The following is a 22,448-nucleotide window of genomic DNA, read 5'->3' on the forward strand; positions in this document are numbered from 1 at the left end:
CTGTAGTAGACTGGTAACGCAACGGCCCCGCCTGTAAGTCGTGTTCTGTGGTAGGAAAACGATCTTACCTGATCGGGGTCGTTGCCCTACTTTGAGGTGATCAAGCCGGCCTGAATAACGCTCAATGTTCCGTCAGCTGCGACATCTTCAGAAGATGTCAACCGAGCCCAACGTCGTACTTCGGGTCGTGCCTCGGGAGGCTGTTCGTCAACTGGTCGTCGCGTCGTCGTTCACGCTGCTGAAGTTCCCGGCTCAGAAGCGATCCGTGGTGTATCTGGAAGACGTAGTGGGAGCAACTTACCTGCAGAAGGTCGCCGATGTCAGCCAGTACAGCGTGGTGTTTGGTCGGCTACGTGAGACGGCGCTCAGCCCCGAGGAATCCGAGGACTTGATTGCTACAGTTGCGGCCACGTATGGGTGACCGGTCGCTGAGGAGTGCGCGATATGGAGCCGCCGCTGAGCTGCGGAAACTGGCGCAAGAGCAGCTGGAGCGGCTCCAGTGGCGGCCAGTGCGTTGAGGTTGCCCTGGCTGGCGAGGTCGTCGCGGTGCGGGACTCGAAGAATCCGGGTGGGCCGGTGCTGATGCTTTCACCGTCCACATGGGACGGTTTTCGGGCAGAGATCGTAGCCGGGCGGTTCGACATCCATGGCACGCGCTGAGGTGTGCGTTTGCGTCGTTCGGGCCGGTCCGTTCAGTCGGGGGCTTCCCGCCCGCCGCCGGCATCAGCCGGCTGCCAATGTCTCCAGGCGGGGTACCAGGGCGGCGGGGGCGGGCATGGCGGCCATCTCGGCGCGCACCTCGGCGGTGGCCCGGCGCAGCTTGTCGTTGCCGAGCAACTCGCCGAGCAGGTCCGGGTCCACCGCGTCCGCCTCGGCGGTCAGCCCGGCGCCGCGTTCGGTGACCGCGTGGGCGTTGATGTAGCGGTCCGCGCCGTCGGGCACCACGAGTTGCGGCACGCCCGCGTCGAGCACGGTGAGCGTGGTGCCCGCGCCGCCGTGGTGTACGGCAGCGGCGCAGGTGCGCAGCAGCGCGCCGAGCGGGGTCCAGCCGACCGGGCGGACGTTGTCCGGTAGCTCGCCGAGGGCTCCGGTGTCCGTGTTGCCCAGGGCGAGCACGAACTCGGCGTCCACGTGCCTTGCCGCCGCCACGATCCGTTCCACCGGGCCGAGCCCGGACATCCGCGGCACGACGGTGCCCAGGGTGACCGCGATGCGGGGCCGCTCCGCCGGCCGGACCAGCCACTCCGGCAGCACTGCGCCGCCGTTGTACGGCACGTACCGCATGGACCAGCCGTGCGGCTCGCCGCCCAGCATGCTGGGCGGCGCCACGTCGATGGTGGCATGCCGCCGCGGCGGCGCGGCCACCCCGTGCCGGTCGTAGGCGTCGGTCATGTGCTCGTGCAGCAGCGGCAGAGCGTCCTCGGCGCGGGCGAAGCCGAAGCCGTGCCCGACGGCCGGCACGCCCAGCTTGGCGGCGGCGAGCGGGCCGGTGCCCTGGAACTGGGAGTACACCACCAGGTCCGGCCGCCAGTCCTCGGCGGCCTCGACCACTCCGTCGGCGAGGTGGCTGGCGATCCGGCCGAACGCGGTGATCGCCAGGCGGACGTCCCGAAGCTGGCCGCTCCGCATCCGCTCCACCAGCTCCGGCTGCTCCTCGTGCACCCGCGCGAAGAGGTCCCGCATGGTCAGGCCGGGGGCGATGTCCACGACCTGCAGCCCGGCGTTCCGCACCGCCAGCGCGTCGGCCCCGGTGGCGAACAGCACCTCGTGCCCGGCCGCACGCAGCGCCCACGCCAGCGACACCATCGGGAACGCGTGCCCGATGCCCGGCGTGGAGACGAAGAGAACCCGCATCCGGCCCGTCCTTCCCCCGATCATCACCTGCGCTCGTGGACGCTACTCGCCCCGCTGCCGGCCCATGGTGGGTGGGCGGTGTTCCCGCCCACCCGACCCGGGTCGCTAGTGGGCGAAGTCAAACCAGTTCAGCGAGACGAACGGGGCCGGTTGGCCGCTGGTGAACGTCAGGTAGACGGTGTGCACGCCGGTGGTGGCGGCGATGTTGGCCGGTATCGTCCGCCAGCTCTGCCAGCCGCCGGTGTTGGCCACCGCGAAGCTGCCGATCGGCGCGCTGTCCCTGCGGTCCAGCCGCACCTCGACCAGGCCGCTCACCCCGCCGGCCGCGCCGGAGGCCACCCTGCCGTGGAACTGGGTGGCCGGCGTGGCGCCGAAGTCGACGTTCGGGTACTCGGCCCACGCCCCGTTGGCGAGCTGGCCGAGATCCTGGCCTCCCGAGGTGTCCATGGTGGACTCCGTGGCCAGGCCCGAGGTCTGGCTGGCGCTCTCCGCCTGGATGGTGCCGTACGCGCTGGTGGTGCCGCTGGACGGGGCGGTCGTGGTCGTGGTGCCACCGCTGCCGCCCTTGGTGGCCACCGAGACGTAGTCCACCAGCATGGGTTGGCCGGAGACGGTGGCCGAGGTGGGGCCGCCGCCGAACGCCGCGGGGAAGCCACCGCCCATGGCCACGTTCAGGATGACGAAGAAACCGTGCTGGGTGGCGTTGTTCCAGGTGGTCTGGTCGACCTGGTTGGCGTTGACGGTGAAGAAGTTGTTGCCGTCCAGGTACCAGCGGATCTGCTGCGGGTTGGTGCTGTAGTCCAGCTCCATGGCGTAGGTGTGGAAACCGGTCTGGCAGCCGGCGCAGCCGCGTTCACCGCTGCCGATGCCGGTGGTCTCGTCGCACGGCCCGCCCGGGTCGGTGCCGCAGTGGAAGGTGCCGAACTCCGAGCTGCGGCCGTTGATGTCCTCCATGATGTCGATCTCGCCGATGCTCGGCCAGTTGGTCGCGCCGACCGGGCGGGCCGGTGCGCCGAGCATCCAGAACGCCGGCCAGTAGCCGAGGCCGTTCGTGGTGTTCACGTTCGGCTGCTGGATGGACGCCTCGACGCGCAGCACGCCGCCCGGCGGCGGCTGGAAGTCGGTGCGCTGGGTCTCGATGCGCGCCGACGTCCAGTTGCCGGACGCGTCGCGCACCGGGCGGATGGCCAGGTGGCCGTTGCCGTCCAGGGAGACGTTGTTCGGGCTGTTCGTCATCGTCTCGACCTCACCGGTGCCCCAGTGGTCGGCGCCGCCGGGGTAGCCGGTTCCGGTGTCGAACAGCCAGTTGGCGGAGGACGGCAGGGTGCCGCCCGCGCCGTCGAAGTCGTCGCTCCAGATGGTGGTGAACCCGCTGGGCGGGGCGGGAGCGGCATGCGCCGGCCGATCCTGGCCGGCGGTGAGTAATCCGGCGGGCACCACCGCGGCGGCGGCGCCGGCGGCGAGCAGCGCGCGCCACCGTCGGCTGGCGCGAGAGATGGCATGCATGCGTGACCTCCTTGTCACGGCGGGATTCGGTGACCGGGCCGACCGGCCACTGACTCGATTATGAGAGCGCTCTCACAACCGGAGTCCAATCGACCGTTCGGACCAACCGGTTCGCCCCGCCACGCCGCGCATCCCGGCACATGGGTGACCCAGGGGAGGTGGGGGCGGGGCCGCCTCGTCCTCTTCGCCGCCGGCGGCGCGGTGCGGACCGGAGCCGGCTGGGCGGGCTACCCGGTGGCCACCGGAAGATCGGCCAGGCGCCACTCCAGCATCCCGTCGACCAGCCGGCGCGCGGCTCGGCCGTGCGCGGTGAGCAGGCGCACCGCGTCGTGCGCGAGCACGCAGTACGCCCCCCGGCAGTAGGCGACGATCTCCTGGTCGGCCGGGATCTCGGCGAGCCGGCCGAGCAGTTCCGTCACCGGTACCGAGATCGCCCCCGGGATGTGCCCGGCGGCGTACTCCTCGCGCGGGCGCACGTCGAGCACGATGGTCTCGCCGGCGCGGACGCGGCGGAGCAGATCGTCCCGGCTGACCGACTCGGTGTCCGGGCCGAGATAGGCGGCGGCCGCCGCCCCGACATCCGGCAGGTGGGCGCTGGCGACCGTGCGCACCAGCGCGTAGAGCGCGGCGACGTCGGTGCCGGCGAGCCGGTAGTACACCCGGGTGCCCTCCCGGCGGGTGGCCACCAGGTTGGCCTGCCGCAGCGTCCGCAGGTGCGCGGACGCGGTGGTCAGGCCCAGGCCCGCGGCCCGCGCCAGGGACTCCACGGTGCGCTCCCCCTGGGCCAGCAGGTCCAGCAGCTCCAGCCGCCTGCCGCTGCCCAGCGCCTTGCCGACCCGGGCGAACTGCTCGTACAGCGCCGCCTTCGCGTCCCGATCGCTCATCGTTCCTCCACTGATCTATGGAATAGTGTATAACGGCGGTAGGGTGGCCGCCGGACCGCGGGGAGGGCTGGCATGGGCACGGTCGATGTCGTTCCGCTGGTTGACGAGGGGCTGGGCAACTCGGCCTACCTGCTCGATCTCGGCGACGGGCGGGCGCTGGTGGTGGACGTCAGCCTCGACCTGCGCGGGGCGCGCCAGGCCGCCCGGCGCCGCGGGCTCGCCGTGGCGTTCGCCGCGGACACCCACCTGCACGCGGACTTCGTCTCCGGCGCCCGGCAGCTGGCCGTCACCGAGGGCACCCGGATTCTCGCCTCCGCGGCCGGCAACCGGGAGTTCCCGCACACCGGGCTGCACGACGGCGACGAGATCGACCTCGGCGGCCTGCGGCTGCGCGCCCTGGCCACCCCCGGGCACACCCACGAGCACCTGTCCTTCCTGCTGCTCGATGGGGACACCCCGGTCGGCGTGTTCACCGGCGGGTCGCTGCTGGTGGGCGCGGCCGCCCGGACCGACCTGAGCGGCCCGGAGCGCACCGAGCACCTGGCCCGCCGGCAGTACGCCTCGCTGCGGCGGCTGGCCGTGCTGCCGGACGAGGTGGCGGTGTGGCCGACACATGGCGCCGGCTCCTTCTGCTCCGCGCCGCCCGGTACCCGGCGCACCAGCACCATCGGCCGGGAGCGGGAGACCAACCCGCTACTCCGCGCCGCTGACGAGGACGCCTTCGTCGCCGCGCTGCTCGGCTCGCTGGGCAGCTTCCCGCCGTACTTCCTCCGCCTGGCCGAGGTGAACCGGCGCGGCCCGGTCGTGCTCGACGCCGACCCCGCGCTGGCCCCGCTGGACGTGGCCGCCGTGCGGTCGCTGCTGGCCGGGGGCGCCGAGCTGGTCGACGTGCGGCCGGTGCCGGAGTTCGCCGCGGCGCACGTGCCCGGGGCGCTGTCCATCCCGCTGCGCCCGCAGTTCGCCTCCTGGCTGGGCTGGCTCGCACCGCAGGACCGGCCGCTGGTGGTGGTGCGGTCGGCGGACCAGGATCCCGGTGAGGTCGCCTGGCAGGCGGCCAAGATCGGCTACCGCAACCTCGCCGGCGAGCTGGCCGGCGGCCTGGACGCGTGGACCGCCGCCGGGCAGCCCACGGCCAGCACCCGCCTGGTGCGCGCCGGCGAGATCGGCGCGGCGCGGGTGCTGGACATCCGCCAGGCGCCGGAGTTCGCCGCCGGCCACCTGCCCGGCGCCGCGCACGTCGAGCTGGGCGATGTGCCCGGCCGGGCGGAGGAGTTGCCACGCGAGCCGACGGTGGTGATGTGCGGTCACGGCGAGCGCGCCATGGGCGCGGCCAGCCTGCTGGAGCGGGCCGGGCACCGCGATCTCGCCGTGCTGCGGGGCGGACCGGAGGACTGGGTCGCGGTCACCGGCCGGGAGCTGGCGACCGGGCCATGACCACCACCCGGCCGGTGCGGCTCGGGCTACGCGCCAACCTGGCCCAGTTCAGCCTGCTGGTCGCGGTCAACGCGCTGGTCGGCGGGGTACTCGGGCAGGAGCGCAACGTGCTGCCCCTGCTGGCCGAGCGGGACTTCCGGCTCACCGCCTACACCGCCCTGCTGACGTACGTGCTCGCCTTCGGCGTCACCAAGGCGACCACCAACTACGCCGCCGGCACCCTCGCCGATCGGTTCGGCCGCAAGCCCGTGCTGCTGGCCGGCTGGCTGGTGGCCGTCCCGGTCCCGCTGCTGCTCATCTGGGCACCCAACTGGGGCTGGGTCGTCGCGGCCAACGTGCTGCTCGGCGTCAACCAGGGGCTCACCTGGTCCACCACGGTGATCATGAAGATCGACCTGGCCGGCCCGGCCCGGCGCGGGCTGGCCATGGGGCTCAACGAGGCCGCCGGCTACGGCGCCGTCGCGGTTACCGCCGCCACCACCGGCTACCTCGCCGCCCGCTACGGGCTGCGGCCGGCGCCGTTCCTGCTCGGCGCCTGCTACGTCGTGCTCGGCCTCGGCCTGACCACCTTCGCCGTGCGGGAGACCCGCGACCACGCCCGGCTGGAGGCCGCGCAGCACGTGCCCCGCGCGGGCGGCCGGCACGACCCCCTGCACGCCGGGCTCACCGCGCGGGAGGTGTTCGGCCACACCAGCCTGCGGGAACCGGCGCTGTCCGCGGCGAGCCAGGCCGGCATGGTGAACAACCTCAATGACGGCTTGGCCATGGGCCTGTTCCCGATCCTGTTCGTCGCCGGCGGCCTGTCCATCGGCCGGATGGGCGTGCTCACCGCGCTCTACCCGGCGGTCTGGGGCCTCGGGCAGCTCGTCACCGGCCCGCTGTCCGACCGCTGCGGCCGCAAGGGCCTGATCACCGCGGGGATGCTGGTCCAGGCCGCCGCCCTGGCCCTGGTCGCCGCCGGCGACGGCTTCGGGTTGTGGGCCGCGGCGGCCGTGCTGCTCGGTGCCGGCACCGCCATGGTGTACCCCACGCTGCTCGCGGTGATCGGCGACGTGGCCCACCCGGCCTGGCGGGCCCGCGCGGTTGGCGTGTACCGGCTGTGGCGGGACGGCGGTTTCGCCGTCGGCGCCGTGGTCTCCGGCGTCGCCGCCGACCTGTGGGGCGTGCGCGGCGCGGTGTGGGTGGTCGCCGCGATCACCGCCGCCTCCGGGCTCGTCGTCGCCGCCCGCATGTACGAGACCCACCCGCGCGAGCGGGCCGGTTAGGGCGTGCGGCGGCGCAGGTTGGCGGCGCCAAGCAGGAGCGCGAGCAGCACGCAGCCGGCGACGATCGCGATGTCCCGGACCAGGTCCGTGTCCACCGTGCTGGACGACGTGACGTGGTTCAGCGCGTCCACGGCGTAGGACAGCGGCATCACGTCGGACGCCCAGCCGAGCACGGTGGCCATCTGGCCGCGCGGCTGGAGCAGTCCACAGAGGAGGATCTGCGGCATCGCGAACACCGGCATGAACTGCATGGCCTGGAACTCGGTGCGGGCGAACGCGCTGACGAACAGGCCGAGCGCCATGCCGAGCAGCGCGTCCAGCACGGCCACCAGCACGAGTGTCCACACCGGACCAGCGATGTCCACGCCCAGCCAGGCCAGCGACACCCCGAGGGTGACGGCCACCTGGAGCACGGCGAGCAGCCCGAACGCCAGCGCGTAGCCGAGGAGCAGGTCGAGCTTGGCGATCGGCATGGTCATCAGCCGTTCCAGCGTGCCCGTGGTGCGCTCGCGCAGCGTGATGATCGAGCTGATCATGAACATGATCAGGAACGGGAAGACGGCCAGCAGCGCGGGGGCGAGGTGGGCGAAGAGGCGCTCGGAGTCGAAGACGTAGCGCAGCAGCACGAGCAGGGCGGTGGGCAGCAGCACCAGCATCACCACCGTCCTGGGGTCGTGCCGGAGCTGGGTGAGCAGCCGCCGCGCCGTCGCCAGCGTGATGACCGGGTTCACGGCCCCTCCCTCCCACGTCGGCGGCTGCGGCTTGGCGCACGCATCAGGAAGCCACCTCCGTCGTCCGCGGGTTCGTCCCGGCAGCCGTCTCCCGCGCCTCCTCGGCGCGTACCAGCCGGAGGAACGCCTGGTCCAGGTCGTCCGCGGCGGTCGCCGCGCGGAGCGCGGCCGGGGTGTCATCGGCGAGCAGCCGGCCCCCGCGCATCAGCAGCAGCCGCTGGCAGCGGGCGGCCTCGTCCATGACGTGGCTGGACACCAGCAGGGTCACGCCGCGCCCGGCGAGCCGGTGGAACAGCGTCCAGAGTTCGTCGCGCAGCACCGGGTCGAGCCCGACCGTCGGCTCGTCGAGGACCAGCAGTTCCGGCGCGCCGAGCAGGGCGGCCGCCAGGCTCACCCGGCTGAGCTGACCGCCGGAGAGTCGCCCGACGAGCGCGCCGGCCTCGGGTGTCAGCCGGACCTCGTCGAGCACCCGGCGCACGTCCGCGCGCGGCGCCCGCCGCGCCGCCGCGAAGTAGCGCAGGCACTCGGCGACCGTCATGTCCGGGTACACCGCGGGGCTCTGCGGCGAGTATCCGATGCGCCGGCGCAGCGCGGCGCTGCCCGCCGGCCGGTCCAGCACCGTGACCGCGCCCCCGGCGACCGCCTGCACGCCGACCAGCACGCGCAGCAAGGTCGTCTTGCCGCAGCCGCTCGGGCCGACCAGGCCGGTGATCGAGCCGCGCGGCACCGCGAAGGACAGCCCGTGCAGCACCTCCCGGCCGCCGCGGCGGACCCGGAGCCCGGCCACGTCGACCGCAGGCGAATTAGTCATACGTTTAATTCTGTGTGGCCGGCCGCGGCGCGGTCAAGGGCGGGGGACATCCTCAGGGTCGAGACGGGCCGCGACCGTCCACGTAGTACTGGATGACCGGGGCGACGAGCTGGACGATCTCCTCCTCGTCGGCGGTGGACAGCGGCTCCATGCCGATCACGAACCGCAGCAGCGCCAACCCGATCACCTGCGCCGCCGCGGTGGTCAGCCGCAGCTTTGGCACGCCGAGCGCGCCGGCGAGGCGTTCCAGCACGGTGCGCTCCACGAACTGGCGGAACATCCGGACCGCGTCCTCGTGGCTGGCCACCGAGCGCAGCAGGGCGAGGAAGGACGCCCGGGCGTCCGGCTGCCGCCACACCTCGAGCATCACGCGCACCATCCGCTGGCCGAGTTCCCCGCGCGGCCCGTCCAGGATGCGCGGCACCACCGTGGCCGGGTCGATGGGCAGGTTCAGCGCGGCCACGAAAACCTGCTCCTTGGTGCCGAAGAAGTGGTGCAGCAGCGCGGGGTTGACCTCGGCCGCGGCGGCGATCGCCCGGATCGTGGTGCCCTCGTAGCCGCGCTGCCCGAACAGTTCGCGCGCCGCGGCCAGGATCCGCTCCCGCGTCCCCGTCCGCCCCGGCCGACGACCCGCCCGCGCCACGCTCGCCTCCCTCGTCCCGAACCGGCCCCCGACCGGTTCACGGCGCCGGTGTCTCCGGGACCAGTCTCTCCGGTGCGGGCGACCGCGGCGCGCCGACCGGCCGGCACAGGCCGCGCTACTTGGCGTCCGCGTAGCAGGTGACCACGTGCACGTCGAGCGGGAAGCGGACCGGCGTGGCCCCGAACACCAGGCGGGTCGCCTCCTCGGCGGCCGAGCACAGCTCCGCGCACACCGCGTCGGCCACCGCCTCCGGGCAGTGCACCAGCACCTCGTCGTGCTGGAAGAACACCAGTTCGGCGGCGGACACCCTGGCGGAAAGGCGGCGGCGCAGCACGGCGAGCAGCGCCGCCGCCCAGTCGGCCGCGCTGCCCTGCACCACGAAGTTCCGGGTGAACCGGCCCCAGTCCCGGGCCGCGCGCAGCGAACGGCGCTGTGCCGTCTCGTCCGCCTCCGGCCGGGAGCCGCCACCGATCATCTCGCGCCACGCGGCCGACGGCGGCGGGCTGGTCCGGCCCAGCCGGGAACGCACCAGCCCGCCCTGCTCGCCGGTGCGGGCCGCGGCCTCCACGTAGCCGACGGCGTCCGGGAACCGGCGGCGCAGCACGGCCAGCAGCGGCCCGGCTCCGCCGCTGCTGCCGCCGTACATGGCGGAGAGCATGGCCACCTTGGCCCGCGCGCGGTCCCCGGCGAACGAGTCCGCGGCGAGGCTCGCGTACAGGTCGCCGGCGGCCGCGACCTCGGCCAGCCGTGCGTCCCCGGCCAGGGCGGCCAGCACCCGCGGCTCGAGCTGCGCGGCGTCGGCCACCACGAGCACGTGGCCCGGCTCGGCGCGCACCGCCGACCGCAGCGCCCTGGGCAGTTGCAGCGCCGCACCACCGCGGGTGGCCCACCGGCCGGACACCACCCCGCCGACCACGTACTCGGGGTGGAAGCGGCCGTGCCGCACCCAGGACTCCAGCCACGACCAGCCGTGCGCCGCGTACAGCCTGGCCAGCTCCTTGTACTCGAGCAGCGGTTCGACGGCCGGATGGTCGACCTCGCGGAGCACCCACGCCCGGGTGGACGGCACGTCGACGCCGGCGGCGGCGAACGCGCGCACCACCGACGCCGGGCTGTCCGGGTTGACCTGCCGGCCGCCGAGCGCGGCGGCGATCTTCTCGGCCAGCTCCGCCAGCCGGGCCGGCCGCGCACCCGGCGCCGGCCGGGGACCGAGCAGCTCGGCGAGCAGCGCCTCGTGCACGTCCGCCCGCCACGGCAGGCCGGCGTGCGACATCTCCGCGGCGGCCAGCGCACCGGCCGACTCGGCGGCGATCAGCACCCGCATGCGGTCGGGATGTTCGACCTCGCCGGCCGCCCGCTGCTGCCCGCCGTGCACGGTGACCGCGGCGCGCACCGGGTCGACCCCGTCCGGCAGCGGGCTGCGGTCCGGCTCGAACAGGGTCGGCTGGTCCTCCCGGCGCACCGGCGGCGGGTCGTCCGGCACCGGCAGCCCCCGGGCGCGGGCCCACGCGGCGGCCAGGGCTCGGGGCTCGCCGTGCCGGCCGTGGTAGTTCAGAATCAGACCCTCGGCGAGCGCAAGGTCGTGGCAGCGTTCCACCCGCACCCCGGAGCGCAGCAGGTCCGGGTAGATGTCCGCGGTGTGCGGCCACACCCACCGCGGCCGGTGGGTGCGCTCCAGCTCGGCGACGCGCGGCGCCAGATCGTCCAGCCACTCGGGCTCGCCGGCCGGGGTGCCGTCCTCGGTGAACACGCCCAGGTGCCCGGCCACCCGGCCGGCACCACCCCCGCGCGGAACGACGAAGACCAGCACGAAGCCGATTGTGCGCCGCGGCACCGACAGTCCCGGCCGCCGCGCCGTACGTTACCCGGGTACGGCGGCCCGGGGTGGAACCGCGCTCGGTCCGGCTGCGTCGGTCACTGGTGGAACCGGACCGACGACGTGGGAGGGGACCGGGATGGGCAGCGGGCCGATGTTCGGGCGCGACCCCGAGGCCGTCACGCGCATGCTCGATGACATCACGGCGCAGGCTCGGCAGCGACACCAGCAGTTCGCCATGGTACGGCAGAAGATCGAGGCGGTCACCGTCACCGAGCGGTCGCCGGACGGCGTCGTGCGCGCCACGGTCAATTCCGGCGGCGCCCTGACCGGCCTTGCCCTCACCGACCGGGCGCGGCAGCTCAGTCCGAACGAGATCGCCGCGCGGGTGCTGGCCTGCGTGCAGCGCGCCCAGGCGCGCATCGCGGAACGGGTGCGGGACATCGTTGCCGAGACCGTGCCCGGCGACGACCCGGCGGCGGCCAAGATCGTGGCCGGCTTCCGCGGCCGCTTCCCGGAGCCGCCCGCGGACGCCGGCACCCGGACTGAGCCCGCCGCCGAGATCCGGCTTGGCGAGTTGGCGCAGGAGCCGCCCGCCCCGCCGAAGCCGGCTCCGCGGCGTCAGGGCGCCCCCAGCGACGACGGCGATGACGACTGGGCGCACCGGTCGTTCCTGCGTTGAACCCGAATCCGAAAGGAGCGCGACACGGTGACCGGCTCGCTGCACGTCATCTCCGACGAACTCCGTGCCCATGCGCAGCACACCCGGGCCGCGCAGGCCGCCACGAACCTCGCGGTGGACGCGGCACACCAGGTAACGCCGGGCGGGTGGGCCAACGCGTACGGGGTGATCTGCCAGTTCTTCCCGCTCGGTGTCCGGCCGTTGGCGGAGATCGGCATCGACATCGTCAAGCGGATCTCCGAATCGCTGGGACTGACCGCGGACCAACTCGGTCAGACCGCCGACGCCTACCAGCGGGCCGAGGAGGATCAGGCGCACCGGATGCGGCAGATCCACGACCGGATGGACGGCAACGCCAAGCCTCCCGCGGTGGCCGGTGCCGGCCCGGCCCCGGAACGCGTCGAGTCCCCGGCACCGACGCACCGGGTGAGCCCGCCGCCGAACGTTCCCGGCGACGCGCCAGGTGCCGGGCCTGGACAGCAGGCAACGCGGTAGCTCCGAACGGTCAGCCACCCGCACGAGGAAAGTGAGGCGAGGAGCACGTGGCGGGCGACAACCCTCTGGTCGATCCGAAGTCGCGGTTCAACCCCAAGGAGTACGAGTTCGGCATCAACCCGGTCGAGCTGTCCAAAGGGGACTACAGCGCGCTGAACCCGGTGACCTCCGGACCAGGCGGCAACTGGTACTCGGGCACCGGCATCATCGACGACTTCCTGCAGTACAAGAAGGACATCGAAAGCGGAAACGGTTGGGCGTCCAGCTTCGACATGGTCGCCGTCGGGTTGGACACCCTCGGCCTCATCCAGGACCCGCTCGGCAGCGCGCTCAGCATGCTCGCCGGCTGGATGATCGACCACCTCAAACCGCTGAAGCTCATGCTGGACGAGCTGGCCGGTAACCCGGACACCGTCACCGGGGTCGCCAACACCTGGAAGAACATCAGCAGGCAGCTCACCACCACCGGGACGAACTACCGGGAGTCGGTCTCCCGGGACATCGCCGGCTGGCACGGCCCGGCCGCGGACGCCTACCACCGCCGGGCCAGTGTCCTGGTGGAGGCGCTCGCCTCCGCCGCCGCGCTCGCGGACGCGATGAGCGCGCTCGTCACCATCGGCGCCGAACTGGTGAGCACGGTGCGCGGCACGATCCGGGACATTATCGCCAACCTGGTCGGCGAGCTGGCCTCGGACGCGCTCCAGGAGGCTTGCACCCTCGGCGCCGCCACGCCGGTGGTCGCCGAGGAAGCCACCGGCGCCATCGAGCGGGAGACCGCGGTGGCCGCGAAGCTGGTGAAGAGCCTGGTGAAGGTGCTCACCGACGGCCTGTTCATCGCGAGCAAGCTCAACACGCTGTTCTCCGAGATCGTCAAGGTCCTGCCGTCGCTGCAGCGGATCGGCAAGGATGTCCAGGCGGGGCCCGCCGTCGCTCAGTAGGGCAGGCGATCTCGGCACATCGGGAGGGAGGGAAACGCGGTGGGCGCAGCCGTGCCGGTGCTCGCGGCGCTGTCCGGGATGGTCCTGGTGGCTGCCGTGCTGTTCGTGGTTCGGGACACCCGGCAGCGCAAGGAGTTCGCTAGCACCCGGCCGCCGGCCGGCACCGTCCTGCCTGGACCGGGCCGCGTCGACTGGGTGCCCGAACCGCCGGATGACCGGCTGGTGGACCGCTTCACGGGCGGCCCGCTGGCCGCGGCGCACGGCGGCCGCAACGCACGCGGCCACCGCATCCGGCAGGTGCTCCGCGCCCAGCACCGCGGGTACCGGGCGGTCGCCTTCGTCTATACCTACGACCAGCTGGTCTACGTCCGCCGACTCGGCACCTCACCGACCCGCCAGTACACCGTCGTCTCGATCGACCTGCCGGAAGGCCGCCCCACGCTGGAGCTGTCCGCGGCGCGGCGGCCCGTGGCCGGCCAACTCCGGCTCGGTCACGATGCCTTCGACGCGGCGTTCCGGTTGGTCTCGGACAGCGCCGAGTTCGCCCGCGCGGTGCTGCCGCCGGCGGTGATCCAGTGGCTGCTCGCCGACCCACGGGCGCGGTACTTCCCGATCCGGATCGAGGGCGCCACCGTGAGCACCTGGACCACCAGCGACGTGGCCTTCGGCCCGGCGCCGATGCGGCCCGAGATGATCAACCCGATGGTCGACTACCTCGCCGAGTTCCTCGGCCATGTGCCTGCGGGGGTGTGGCGTTGAGCGCCGGGTACCGCTCGCCGGTACCGCGGGGAGTCAGCCCGCGTACGGTCGGCGTTGTCCGCGATCTTGCCGAGTGCCCCGCCGAGGGCGTGCATGACCAGCCGGTGCAGCCCGCCGCCGAAGGAGATCCGGGCCACCCCGAGCGCGGCCAGCTTGTCCAGACCGGGCGCGCCGGGCCGGGCGAGGATGTTGACCGGGCCGTCCACCCCGTCGACCAGGGCTCGGATCGTCGGCTCGTCGCCGGCCAGGATCGGGTAGACGCAGTCGGCGCCGGCCGCGCGGTAGGCCCGGGCCCGGCGCAGCGCCTCGGCCAGCCGGTGCTCGCCGTCCTTGTCGTGCAGGTAGACGTCGACCCGCGCGTTGATCACCACGTCCACCCCGGCGGCGCGGGCGGCGTCCCGGACCTCGCGCAGCCGCTCGGTGTGCTTGCGCAGTCGGGTCAGGTCCACCGTCGCCACCTTCTGCCCGGAGAAACAGCTTGCACCGTCTGGACGAGCCGGCGGCCCGGTTCGTGACGCTCAGCCGGTGCCGGCGAGGGAGCGGAGGAAGAACACGACGTTGGCCGGGCGTTCGGCGAGCCGGCGCATGAAGTAGCCGTACCACGCGTCCCCGTAGGGCAGGTAGACCCGCATGGTGTGACCTCGCGCGGCGATCCGCCGCTGCTCACGCGGGCGCACCCCGTGCAGCATCTGGAACTCGTAGCTGCCCGGCTCGCGGCCGGCGTCGCCGGCGAGGTGCTCGGCGATCGCGACCAGCCGCGGATCGTGCGAGGCCACCATGGGGTAACCCGGCCCGCGCATCAGCACCTTCAGGCAGCGCACGTAGGAGGCGTCCACCTCGTGCCGGCGTTGGAACGCCACCGAGGCCGGCTCCCGGTAGGCGCCCTTGCACAGCCGCACCCGCGATCCCGCGGTGGCCAGGTCGCGGCAGTCCCCCTCGGTACGCCGCAGGTAGGCCTGGAGCACCGCGCCCACCCACGGGAAGTCCACCCGCAGGTCGCGCAGGATGCCGAGGGTGGCGTCGGTGGTGGTGTGGTCCTCCATGTCCAAGGTGACCGTGGTGCCGGCGGCGGCCGCCGCCTCGCAGATCCGCCTGGCGTTGTCCAGCGCGATCTTCTCGCCGTCCCGGGGGAGGAACTGGCCCACCGCGGACAGCTTCACCGACACCTCGGCCCGGTCGGCCAGCCCCGCGTCCCGCACCGTGGCGAGCAGCCGCAGGTAGGCATCCACCGTGGCGTCCGCGTCCCGCGCGTCGGCGACGTCCTCGCCGAGATGGTCGACGGTGACGTGGCAGCCGCCCGCGACCAGCTCCCGGGTCGCGCGGATGGCGTCGTCCAGGGCGGCCCCGGCGACGAACCGGTCGACGACCGGACGGGTCAGCGGGGTCGCCTCGACCAGTGCGCGGGTGCGCGCGGATCGGGAGACGGCGAGCAGGGCGGGGCGGAGCATCGTGGGGTCCTCGGTTGGTGCGGGGTCACGCCGGTCCCGGCGGGCGCTCGGGATCGGAGCATCGCGCTCCCGCCCGCCGGGACGGCTGGTTGCGGTGTCCGCTGTGGACAATCGGCGCGGTCGGCGCTGCGGTGTCCACACCGGACGGTCCTGAAGGGACGGTCGGCCCCCCAGGGAGATCAACCCATGTGCGGGTAGCGGTAGTCGGTCGGCGGGACGAACGTCTCCTTGATCGACCGGGGGCTGGTCCAGCGCAGCAGGTTGAACACCGAGCCGGCCTTGTCGTTGGTGCCGGACGCGCGGGCGCCGCCGAAGGGCTGCTGGCCGACGATCGACCCGGTCGGCTTGTCGTTGACGTAGAAGTTGCCCGCGGTGAACCGCAGCGCCTCGGCGGCCTTCGCCACCGCGGCCCGGTCGTCCGCGATGACCGCGCCGGTCAGGCCGTACGCGGCGGTCTGGTCGACCACGCGCAGCATGTCGTCGAAGGCGCCGTCCTCGTAGACGTGCACGGCCAGGATCGGGCCGAAGTACTCGGTGCGGAACACGTCGTGCCCCGGGTCCTCGCCGAGCAGGACGGTCGGCCGGACGAAGTAGCCGGTCGAGTCGTCCGCCGTGCCCCCGGCCAGCACCTCGACGGTGGCATCCTCGTGCGCGCGCCGCAGCACGCCGGCCAGCCGGTCGTAGGCCCGGCGGTCGATCACCGCGCCCATGAAGTTGCGCAGGTCGGTCACGTCACCGACGGTCAGCGACTCCACCTCGGCGAGGAAGTCGTCGCGCATCCGCTGCCACACCGACCGAGGAATGTAGGCGCGGGACGCCGCGGAGCACTTCTGCCCCTGGTACTCGAACGCGCCGCGGACCAGCGCGGTGCGCAGCACGTCCACGTTCGCCGAGGAGTGGGCGAGCACGAAGTCCTTGCCGCCGGTCTCGCCGACGATCCGCGGGTAGCCGCGGTAGCGGGTGATGTTCGCGCCCACCGTGGCCCACAGGTGCTGGAACGTCGCGGTCGAGCCGGTGAAGTGGATGCCGGCCAGGTCCGGATCGGCCAGCGCCACCTCGGACACCGCGCGGCCGTCCCCCGGCAGCATGTTGATCACACCGGGTGGCAGGCCGGCCTCCTCCAGCAGCCGCATGGTCAGGTGCGCGGCGAACTGCTGGGTGGGCGAGGGCTTCCACAGCACCGCGTTGCCCATCAGTGCGGGCGCGGTGGGCAGGTTGCCGGCGATCGCGGTGAAGTTGAACGGCGTGATCGCGTAGACGAAGCCCTCCAGCGGCCGCTGCTCCATCCGGTTCCACACGCCCGGCACGCTGGCCGGCTGCTCGGCCAGCAGCCGGCGGGCGTAGTGCACGTTGAACCGCCAGAAGTCGATCAGCTCGCAGGCCGCGTCGATCTCCGCCTGCTGCACGGTCTTGGACTGGCCCAGCATGGTCGCCGCGTTCAGCGTGTCCCGCCACGGGCCGGCCAGCAGGTCGGCGGCGCGCAGCAGGATCGCCGCGCGCTCGTCGAAGGGCATCGACCGCCACGCCGGCGCCGCCTCTTGCGCCGCGGCGATCGCTGCCTTGGCGTCCTCCTGGGTGGCGCCGGCCAGCGTGCCGAGCACCGCACGGTGGTTGTGCGGCTGCACCACGTCGACCCGCTCGCCGCCACCCATCCGCTGCTCGCCGCCGATCGTGCAGGTCAGCTCGACCGGCTCGGCGGCGAGTTCGGCCAGCCTCCGCTCCAGCCGGGCCCGCTCCGGGCTGCCGGGGGCGTAGCCGAGCACCGGTTCGTTGGCCGGGGCGGGAACCTGGGTCACGGCGTCCACGGGTGCCTCCTTCGTGCCGGAGTGTTTCGGGTTCCGCGCAACGCTATGCCGCGCACCGCCCGCCCGGGTTGTCCGTCCGGATAACATCGACCGCCACCCGTCGTCCGAGCTGACAAGGGAGCGTCCGGTGCCGGAAGAGCGCGCGGCGACCCTGGAGCAGGTGCTGCTGGCTCTCGGCGAGCCGCTGGCCGAACTGCGGGCCGCCCCGTCCGGCCTCGACGCCGCCGTCCGCGACGTGGTCATCCTCGACCCGGACGACGACCTGGAGGCCCGGTTCGGCGACCTGGTGCTGGTCATCGGGGCGCGCGGCCGGGCAGCGGTGCGTGCGGTGCGGGGCGCCGGAGCCGGGGGTGCCACGGCGGTCGCGGTCAAGGTGGACCGCGCGCAGGACGCGACCATGCTCGCCGCGGCCGCCCGGGACGCCAGCGTCGCGTTCCTGGCGGTGCGGCCCGAGGTGCGCTGGGAGCAGCTCGCCGCGCTGGCCCGCGGCGTGGTCAGCACCGCGGGCGACCCCGGCGAGCCGCTCGGCGACCTGTTCGCGCTGGCCCAGACGATCGCCGCGGTCACCGAGGGCATCGTCAGCATCGAGGACACCGCTAACCGCGTGCTGGCCTACTCGCGGTCCTCCGACGAGGTGGACGAGCTGCGCCGGCTGTCCATCCTCGGCCGGCAGGGACCGGAGCCCTACCTGGCGCTGCTCCGCGAGTGGGGCGTGTACGAGCGGCTGCGCTCCGGCGAGGAGGTGGTGCGCATCGACGAGCGGCCGGAACTGGGCATCCGCCGCCGCCTGGCGGTCGGCATCCACGCCGGCGAGCAGCCGCTGGGCACCATCTGGGTGCAGGAGAGCGGGGCGCCGCTGGGGGAGCGGGCCGAGCGGGCGCTGCTCGGCGCGGCCCGGGTGACCGCGCTGCACCTGATCCGGCAGCGCAGCGAGGCCACCGGCGTGCCGCGGCTGCGCGAGGACCTGCTCGCCGCGCTGCTCGACGGGCGGGTGGACGCCGCGTCGGTGGCCGGCGAGATCGGCGCGGACGCCGCCCGCCCGGCCGCCGTGGTGGCGTTCGCGCTGCCCACCGGCGCACCGGCCCGCTCGGCTGGGCGCGCCGAGCTGGAACTGCGCCGCGCCGAGCTGACCGGCCTGGTCTCCGTGCACGCCGCGGCGTACCGGCGTAGCGCGCTGGTCACCCCGGTCGGCGCGCGGACCTACGTGCTGCTGCCCGACCTGCCCGCCGGCGCCCCGCTGATCGGGCTGACCCGGGAGATGGTCGCCGCCGCGCGCCGGCACCTCGGCGTGGCGGTGCGAGCCGCGGTGGGCCGCGTCGTCGACGGTCTTGCCGACGTGCCGGACTCCCGCGCCGAGGCGGACCGGGTGCTCGACGCGATGGCCCGCGACCTGGACCTGGACGTGGCCACGCTGGCCGACGTGCGGTCCACCGTGCTGGTCAGCGAGACGCTGGCGCTGCTGGCCGCGCACCCCGAGGTTCGCGACCCCCGGCTGACCCGGCTGGCCGAGCACGACGCGGAGCACGGCAGCGAACTGGTCCGCTCGCTGCTGGCCTACCTGGACGCGTTCGGCGACGTGCGGGCCGCCGCGGCCGACCTGCACGTGCACCCGAACACGCTGCGCTACCGGGTGCGGCGGGCCGCCGAGGTGTCCGGCCTCGACCTCGGCGACCCGCGGCAGCGCCTGTTCGCCGCGCTGCAGCTTCGGTTGCCCGGCTGACCGGCCGTCCGTCCAGTGAGACGTACCGGTCGTGGTCACGCAGGGCCACCCGCACGTGCTCGGCGCGGGCGTGCCGGGAGACGTTGCTGAGCAGTTCGCGGGCCGTGCTGAGCAGCAGCGCGTCGTTCGGGTGCCGGCGCGGATAGTCGGTGTCGAGGAAGATGGCCACCACGGAGACGCGCGCGATGTCCGTCCTGATCTGCGCGGCGGAGAACATCGGCAGGAACAGCAGCAGCACCAGCGGCAGGTAGCCACCGTCGGAGAGCAGCTGCAGGACCAGCACCACGACGATGTCCACCAGCATGGCGGACGCGGTCGTCCGCCGGCCGTGTGTTCGCGGCGGCCGGCGGTACCAGAGCCAGGTCAGGGCCACCGCCCAGCCGGCATAGCCGACCGCCAACCCGAGCTGGGCGGCCCACTCCCGCGGTTGGGTGCCGGCGTAGACGGCGAGCACCATGACCGCGACGAAGGCCAGCCGCAGTACCGCCTGCACCCGCTGCGCCCGGGTCTCGTGTGTCGCGAGGATCTCTTCGACGTCGCTGTTCATCCCCACCGACCTCGACAGTCACTGCGTTTCTCCAGGTTAGCGCCGGTACGCCGGCCACACCGGGGCTAACCTCTCCGGCGCAGCGCGGCCCGTTCCACCAGCGTCCAGGTGGTCGAGGTGAGCAGGTACAGCCCGGCGGCCAGCGGCAGCACCGCGGCGGCGAGCACGGTGCCGAACGGCAGCAGCCGCAGCAACCGGCCCGCGGGCGCGGTGGCCGGCGTGGTGCGGGCCAACCACACCGAGGACAGCGCGGCAACCACGGCGAGCAGCGCGGCCAGTCCGGCGAACACCAGCACGCCGGACCCGCCGAGGCTGCCGAACAGGTGCGCGCCCAGCGGCACGCCGAACAGGGTGTGGCCGAGCAGCGCGTTCGTTACCCCGCCCACGGTCGGCGAACTGAACAGGCGGTAGGTGACCGAGAAGAACGGCAGTTGCAGCAGGGTGGGCAGGCAGCCGGCGAACATCGGCACGCCGTGCCGCCGGTGCAGCGCGACGAGTTCGCGTTGCAACCGTTCAGGCTGGTCGCGGTGTCGCCGCCGCAGCCGGTCGACCTCGGGCTGCAGCGCGGCCCGCGCCCGCTCCGCGCGAACCTGGGCGCGGACCAGCGGGTGCAGCAGCAGGCGAACGGCGGCGGTGAACAGCATGATCGCGGCCGCCGTGCTGGCTCCGCCGAGCAGCGGGTGAACCGCCCCGGCCAACGCGGCGACCAGGTGGTACGCGCCCGACATGGGTGCGTCGAGCAGGGTGAACGGGAACACAGCGCACTCCGACGTCTGTCGCGAACGAACTCGGACGGGCGGAGGCGGCCGCGCTGCGGGACATACGGAAAGGACCCGGAACGCCGGGAATGGGCCCGCTTCCCGCCGGCGGACGGCCCCGAAGGCCATCTCGAGTGGCTGGTCTACCGGGCCGGACCGGCGGGAAGGGTGGGGTGGCTACGCGGCCGCCGGGCCCGGCGAGGGCGCTCGCGGCCGGGTGCGGCCGGGCGCGTCGGGATCGCGCAGGCGGAGGAAGGCGGCCCGGCCGGAGCGGGTGCGCAGCGCCAGCGCGCGGACCCGGGCGGGCGAGGCGGTGCCGTGCGCCCCGCTCCGCTGGTCGTCGACGACCAACAGGGCGGCCAGCGCGCCGACGAGGACGGCGGCGGTGGCGAGGCTCAGCAGGCCGCTCGGGCCGGCTGCTCCCGGTGCGCCCAGGACCGCGATGGCAGGCACCAGTGCCACCAGCACGGACCACGACCGCAGCACGCGGGCTCCCTCACGAGATCATCGACTCGGCGCCACTGTACCGGGACGCGGCTACCGGCTCACGGGGTCGTGCCGTCGCCGGGGGCGGGCTCGCGGCGCCTCGCGGTCAGGAAGGCGGCCACGCGGTGCGGGAAGGCGTCGTCCGCGGCGGGCGTGGCGGGCGCCGCGGCCGCGGCCCGCCGCAGCGGCTCCAGCCCGGTCCGCACGGACCGCTTCACCGCGCGCAGCGCCTCCGGCGGCTGGGCGCACAGCGTGGCCAGCAACTCGTCCGCCGCCCCGTCGACCTCGTGCTCGGCGTGCACGTGGGTGGCCATCCCGGCAGCCGCGGCCTCGGCGCCGCTGAGCAGCCGGCCGGTGTACAGCAGGTCCCTGGCGCGGGCCGGGCCGACCAGGGTGGCCAGCCGCAGCGCGAACGGCGCGCTGACCAGGATGCCGTGCCGGGTGATCGGCATGCCGACCCTGGCGTCGGCCGAGACCACGTGGAGGTCGCAGGCGAGCATGATCTGGCAGCCGGCGCCGGTGGCCGCGCCGTGCACCACCGCGACCGTGGGTACCGGGATGCCCTCGATGGCGCGCAGCGCGGTCTCCATCGCGGTGAAGGTGGCGTCCACGTGCCTCGGGTTCGCGTCCACCCACTCCCGCAGATCGAAACCGGCGCAGAAATCCCGACCGGCGCCGCGCACCACCACCGCGGCGGGCGGGTCGGCGGCGAGCCGGTCGGCGACCGCGGCCAGCTCCGCCCACCCGGCCATGCCCAGGGCGTTCATCCGTTCCCCGGCACCGAGATGGACCGTCGCCACGCCGCCGTCCCGGTGGAGCCGAACGTGGACCTGCCCCTCCGCGTCGGGCGGAACCCGGTCCGACCGTGACATAACGCCAATGTAGCAAGATTGGCTAGGCCACTATACCAGTATGGTGGTGCTTCTGATCACGCCGCCGTCGCCGGGGCTCAGAGGTCGGCGACGGCCGGGATGACCTCGCGACCGATGATCTCCAGCGGGGTGAACCGCCAGACGTCGCGGACGCTGCCGATGACGGTCTGGATGCCGAGCCCGGCCAGCTCGCGCAGCTCGCCGACGATCGCGTCGACCCGCTCGCCGTTCTCCCCGAGGTCGAACCGGTACAGGCAGGTCTTCTCGATCTCGCCGTAGTCGCGGCCCTCCCGCTCGCAGTGCTCGCGCAGCACCTCCAGCTTGTGCGCCAGGTCCGGGCCGGGGAACAGGTTGCACGCCTGCGCGTACCGGGCGACCAGCCGCAGCGTCTTCCGCTCGCCCCCGCCGCCAATGAGGATCGGCGGGTGCGGCCGCTGCAGCGGGCGGGGCGAGTTCAGCGGCCGCTCCAGCGCATAGTGGCTGCCGTGGAACGGGCTCTCGTCGCCGGCGAACATCCGCAGGCAGATCCGCAGCGTCTCGTCCAGCCGCTCGAACCGCTCGGCCCTGGGCGGGAACGGGATGCCCAGGCCGCGCGCCTCCTCCTCGTACCAGGCCGCGCCGATGCCCAGCCAGGCGCGGCCGCCGGAGAGCACGTCCAGCGTGCTGACGATCTTGGCGAGCACCCCGGGATGGCGGTAGACCGCGCCGGTGACCATCGTGATCAGCTTCGCCTTCGAGGTGACCCCGGCCAGGTAGCCCAGGGTGGTGTACGCCTCCAGCATCTCCCGCTCCGGCGGCCCGATGTAGCCGATCTGGAAGAAGTGGTCCATCACCGAGATGGAGTCGAAGCCGGCCACCTCGGCGGTGCGGGCCACGGCGGCGAGCTGCCCGCCGAGCCGGGAAGGTCCGTCGGGAAAGCTGAAATCGGAGATCTGCAGGCCGATCTTCATGCGCCGATTGTGTCCGGCCAGGCGCACCCGCGCAGCCCGGCCGG

The 22,448-nt window shown here is 73.8% G+C and carries 23 protein-coding genes; 9 read left to right on the forward strand and 14 right to left on the reverse strand.

Annotation, left to right across the window (positions count from 1 at the left end; genetic code table 11):
* Window positions 1-124: 124 nt before the first annotated feature.
* Window positions 125-421, forward strand: a complete 297-nt coding sequence (locus tag FFT21_RS19330; protein WP_225978558.1) for a Scr1 family TA system antitoxin-like transcriptional regulator — start codon at window positions 125-127, stop codon at window positions 419-421.
* A gap of 23 nt (window positions 422-444) precedes the next feature.
* On the forward strand, window positions 445-660 hold the full coding sequence (locus FFT21_RS19335) for a DUF397 domain-containing protein (RefSeq protein WP_137815323.1): 216 nt from the start codon (window positions 445-447) through the stop codon (window positions 658-660).
* A gap of 63 nt (window positions 661-723) precedes the next feature.
* Here FFT21_RS19335 and FFT21_RS19340 read toward each other — a convergent pair whose 3' ends face one another.
* The 3 genes from FFT21_RS19340 to FFT21_RS19350 form a co-directional block, all read right to left on the reverse strand.
* Complete coding sequence (locus tag FFT21_RS19340) at window positions 724-1,854, reverse strand: nucleotide disphospho-sugar-binding domain-containing protein (protein ID WP_137815324.1); 1,131 nt, start codon at window positions 1,852-1,854, stop codon at window positions 724-726.
* 105 nt (window positions 1,855-1,959) lie between these two features.
* The gene (locus FFT21_RS19345) at window positions 1,960-3,360 is read right to left on the reverse strand and encodes a glycoside hydrolase family 16 protein (protein WP_137815325.1); all 1,401 of its coding nucleotides are present in this window, start codon (window positions 3,358-3,360) and stop codon (window positions 1,960-1,962) included.
* Between the two features lie 227 nt (window positions 3,361-3,587).
* Window positions 3,588-4,244 (reverse strand): ArsR/SmtB family transcription factor, encoded by a 657-nt coding sequence (locus FFT21_RS19350; RefSeq protein WP_137815326.1) that lies wholly within the window; start codon window positions 4,242-4,244, stop codon window positions 3,588-3,590.
* Window positions 4,245-4,316: 72 nt separating this feature from the next.
* On the opposite strand from FFT21_RS19350, the gene FFT21_RS19355 reads away from it, so the two are divergent.
* Both FFT21_RS19355 and FFT21_RS19360 read left to right on the forward strand, forming a co-directional pair.
* A complete protein-coding gene (locus tag FFT21_RS19355; RefSeq protein ID WP_137815327.1) occupies window positions 4,317-5,678 on the forward strand; it encodes an MBL fold metallo-hydrolase in 1,362 nt (453 codons plus the stop codon).
* Window positions 5,675-6,943, forward strand: coding sequence for an MFS transporter (locus tag FFT21_RS19360; protein WP_137815328.1), 1,269 nt, complete (start codon window positions 5,675-5,677; stop codon window positions 6,941-6,943). Before FFT21_RS19355 ends, FFT21_RS19360 begins: the two co-directional genes overlap by 4 nt.
* Here FFT21_RS19360 and FFT21_RS19365 read toward each other — a convergent pair.
* The 4 genes from FFT21_RS19365 to FFT21_RS19380 all read right to left on the reverse strand — a co-directional run bounded on the left by FFT21_RS19365 (window position 6,940) and on the right by FFT21_RS19380 (window position 10,962).
* Complete coding sequence (locus FFT21_RS19365; RefSeq protein WP_137815329.1) at window positions 6,940-7,674, reverse strand: ABC transporter permease; 735 nt, start codon at window positions 7,672-7,674, stop codon at window positions 6,940-6,942. The genes FFT21_RS19360 and FFT21_RS19365 overlap by 4 nt on opposite strands.
* Window positions 7,675-7,717: 43 nt before the next feature.
* The gene (locus tag FFT21_RS19370; RefSeq protein WP_137815330.1) at window positions 7,718-8,485 is read right to left on the reverse strand and encodes an ABC transporter ATP-binding protein; all 768 of its coding nucleotides are present in this window, start codon (window positions 8,483-8,485) and stop codon (window positions 7,718-7,720) included.
* Between the two features lie 52 nt (window positions 8,486-8,537).
* Entirely contained in the window at window positions 8,538-9,128 is a 591-nt protein-coding gene (locus FFT21_RS19375) for a TetR/AcrR family transcriptional regulator (RefSeq protein ID WP_137815331.1), read from the reverse strand.
* A 115-nt stretch (window positions 9,129-9,243) separates the two neighbouring features.
* Window positions 9,244-10,962: a bifunctional 3'-5' exonuclease/DNA polymerase gene (locus tag FFT21_RS19380; protein ID WP_225978559.1), complete on the reverse strand. Its 1,719-nt coding sequence runs from the start codon at window positions 10,960-10,962 to the stop codon at window positions 9,244-9,246.
* Window positions 10,963-11,083: 121 nt separating this feature from the next.
* Between FFT21_RS19380 and FFT21_RS19385 the strand changes: the two genes are divergently transcribed.
* Genes FFT21_RS19385 through FFT21_RS19400 form a run of 4 tightly spaced genes read left to right on the forward strand, consistent with a single transcriptional unit; the run spans window position 11,084 to window position 13,818 of the window.
* A complete protein-coding gene (locus FFT21_RS19385; RefSeq protein ID WP_137815332.1) occupies window positions 11,084-11,626 on the forward strand; it encodes a YbaB/EbfC family nucleoid-associated protein in 543 nt (180 codons plus the stop codon).
* Window positions 11,627-11,653: 27 nt separating this feature from the next.
* Entirely contained in the window at window positions 11,654-12,121 is a 468-nt protein-coding gene (locus tag FFT21_RS19390; RefSeq protein ID WP_192909637.1) for a type VII secretion target, read from the forward strand.
* Window positions 12,122-12,168: 47 nt separating this feature from the next.
* A complete protein-coding gene (locus FFT21_RS19395) occupies window positions 12,169-13,059 on the forward strand; it encodes a WXG100-like domain-containing protein (RefSeq protein ID WP_137815334.1) in 891 nt (296 codons plus the stop codon).
* A 39-nt stretch (window positions 13,060-13,098) separates the two neighbouring features.
* Window positions 13,099-13,818, forward strand: a complete 720-nt coding sequence (locus tag FFT21_RS19400) for a hypothetical protein (protein ID WP_137815335.1) — start codon at window positions 13,099-13,101, stop codon at window positions 13,816-13,818.
* Here the strand turns inward: FFT21_RS19400 and FFT21_RS19405 are convergent.
* The 3 genes from FFT21_RS19405 to pruA form a co-directional block, all read right to left on the reverse strand.
* Window positions 13,770-14,267 carry an isocitrate lyase/phosphoenolpyruvate mutase family protein gene (locus tag FFT21_RS19405; protein ID WP_225978560.1) on the reverse strand — a complete coding sequence of 166 codons (498 nt, stop codon included), beginning with the start codon at window positions 14,265-14,267 and terminating at the stop codon, window positions 13,770-13,772. The two genes, FFT21_RS19400 and FFT21_RS19405, sit on opposite strands and share 49 nt — an antisense overlap.
* Window positions 14,268-14,336: 69 nt before the next feature.
* Window positions 14,337-15,266, reverse strand: coding sequence for a proline dehydrogenase family protein (locus FFT21_RS19410; protein ID WP_137815337.1), 930 nt, complete (start codon window positions 15,264-15,266; stop codon window positions 14,337-14,339).
* A 179-nt stretch (window positions 15,267-15,445) separates the two neighbouring features.
* Entirely contained in the window at window positions 15,446-17,071 is a 1,626-nt protein-coding gene (pruA, locus tag FFT21_RS19415; RefSeq protein WP_137815338.1) for an L-glutamate gamma-semialdehyde dehydrogenase, read from the reverse strand.
* 127 nt (window positions 17,072-17,198) lie between these two features.
* Between pruA and FFT21_RS19420 the strand changes: the two genes are divergently transcribed.
* Window positions 17,199-18,791: a PucR family transcriptional regulator gene (locus FFT21_RS19420; protein WP_137815339.1), complete on the forward strand. Its 1,593-nt coding sequence runs from the start codon at window positions 17,199-17,201 to the stop codon at window positions 18,789-18,791.
* A gap of 612 nt (window positions 18,792-19,403) precedes the next feature.
* On the opposite strand, the gene FFT21_RS19425 is transcribed toward FFT21_RS19420, so the two are convergent.
* From FFT21_RS19425 to FFT21_RS19440, 4 genes are all read right to left on the reverse strand, one after another.
* A complete protein-coding gene (locus FFT21_RS19425) occupies window positions 19,404-20,066 on the reverse strand; it encodes a YidC/Oxa1 family membrane protein insertase (RefSeq protein WP_137815391.1) in 663 nt (220 codons plus the stop codon).
* 207 nt (window positions 20,067-20,273) lie between these two features.
* Window positions 20,274-20,582, reverse strand: coding sequence for a DUF6412 domain-containing protein (locus FFT21_RS19430; RefSeq protein WP_225978561.1), 309 nt, complete (start codon window positions 20,580-20,582; stop codon window positions 20,274-20,276).
* A 59-nt stretch (window positions 20,583-20,641) separates the two neighbouring features.
* Window positions 20,642-21,454, reverse strand: a complete 813-nt coding sequence (locus FFT21_RS19435) for an enoyl-CoA hydratase/isomerase family protein (RefSeq protein ID WP_137815340.1) — start codon at window positions 21,452-21,454, stop codon at window positions 20,642-20,644.
* A gap of 77 nt (window positions 21,455-21,531) precedes the next feature.
* A complete protein-coding gene (locus tag FFT21_RS19440; RefSeq protein WP_137815341.1) occupies window positions 21,532-22,404 on the reverse strand; it encodes an LLM class F420-dependent oxidoreductase in 873 nt (290 codons plus the stop codon).
* Window positions 22,405-22,448 lie beyond the last annotated feature (44 nt).

Source organism: Gandjariella thermophila, assembly GCF_005405885.1.
In the GTDB taxonomy this organism is placed as follows: domain Bacteria; phylum Actinomycetota; class Actinomycetes; order Mycobacteriales; family Pseudonocardiaceae; genus Gandjariella; species Gandjariella thermophila.

Excerpts from the sequence above, each read along its gene's own strand:
- FFT21_RS19360 (WP_137815328.1), top strand. The coding sequence starts at position 5,675 with ATGACCACCACCCGGCCGGTGCGGCTCGGGCTACGCGCCAACCTGGCC.
- FFT21_RS19350 (WP_137815326.1), bottom strand. The coding sequence starts at position 4,244 with ATGAGCGATCGGGACGCGAAGGCGGCGCTGTACGAGCAGTTCGCCCGG.
- FFT21_RS19435 (WP_137815340.1), bottom strand. The coding sequence starts at position 21,454 with ATGTCACGGTCGGACCGGGTTCCGCCCGACGCGGAGGGGCAGGTCCAC.
- FFT21_RS19335 (WP_137815323.1), top strand. The coding sequence starts at position 445 with ATGGAGCCGCCGCTGAGCTGCGGAAACTGGCGCAAGAGCAGCTGGAGC.
- FFT21_RS19330 (WP_225978558.1), top strand. The coding sequence starts at position 125 with ATGTTCCGTCAGCTGCGACATCTTCAGAAGATGTCAACCGAGCCCAAC.
- FFT21_RS19340 (WP_137815324.1), bottom strand. The coding sequence starts at position 1,854 with ATGCGGGTTCTCTTCGTCTCCACGCCGGGCATCGGGCACGCGTTCCCG.
- FFT21_RS19355 (WP_137815327.1), top strand. The coding sequence starts at position 4,317 with ATGGGCACGGTCGATGTCGTTCCGCTGGTTGACGAGGGGCTGGGCAAC.
- FFT21_RS19345 (WP_137815325.1), bottom strand. The coding sequence starts at position 3,360 with ATGCATGCCATCTCTCGCGCCAGCCGACGGTGGCGCGCGCTGCTCGCC.
- FFT21_RS19385 (WP_137815332.1), top strand. The coding sequence starts at position 11,084 with ATGGGCAGCGGGCCGATGTTCGGGCGCGACCCCGAGGCCGTCACGCGC.
- FFT21_RS19440 (WP_137815341.1), bottom strand. The coding sequence starts at position 22,404 with ATGAAGATCGGCCTGCAGATCTCCGATTTCAGCTTTCCCGACGGACCT.
- FFT21_RS19425 (WP_137815391.1), bottom strand. The coding sequence starts at position 20,066 with ATGTCGGGCGCGTACCACCTGGTCGCCGCGTTGGCCGGGGCGGTTCAC.
- FFT21_RS19410 (WP_137815337.1), bottom strand. The coding sequence starts at position 15,266 with ATGCTCCGCCCCGCCCTGCTCGCCGTCTCCCGATCCGCGCGCACCCGC.
- FFT21_RS19370 (WP_137815330.1), bottom strand. The coding sequence starts at position 8,485 with ATGACTAATTCGCCTGCGGTCGACGTGGCCGGGCTCCGGGTCCGCCGC.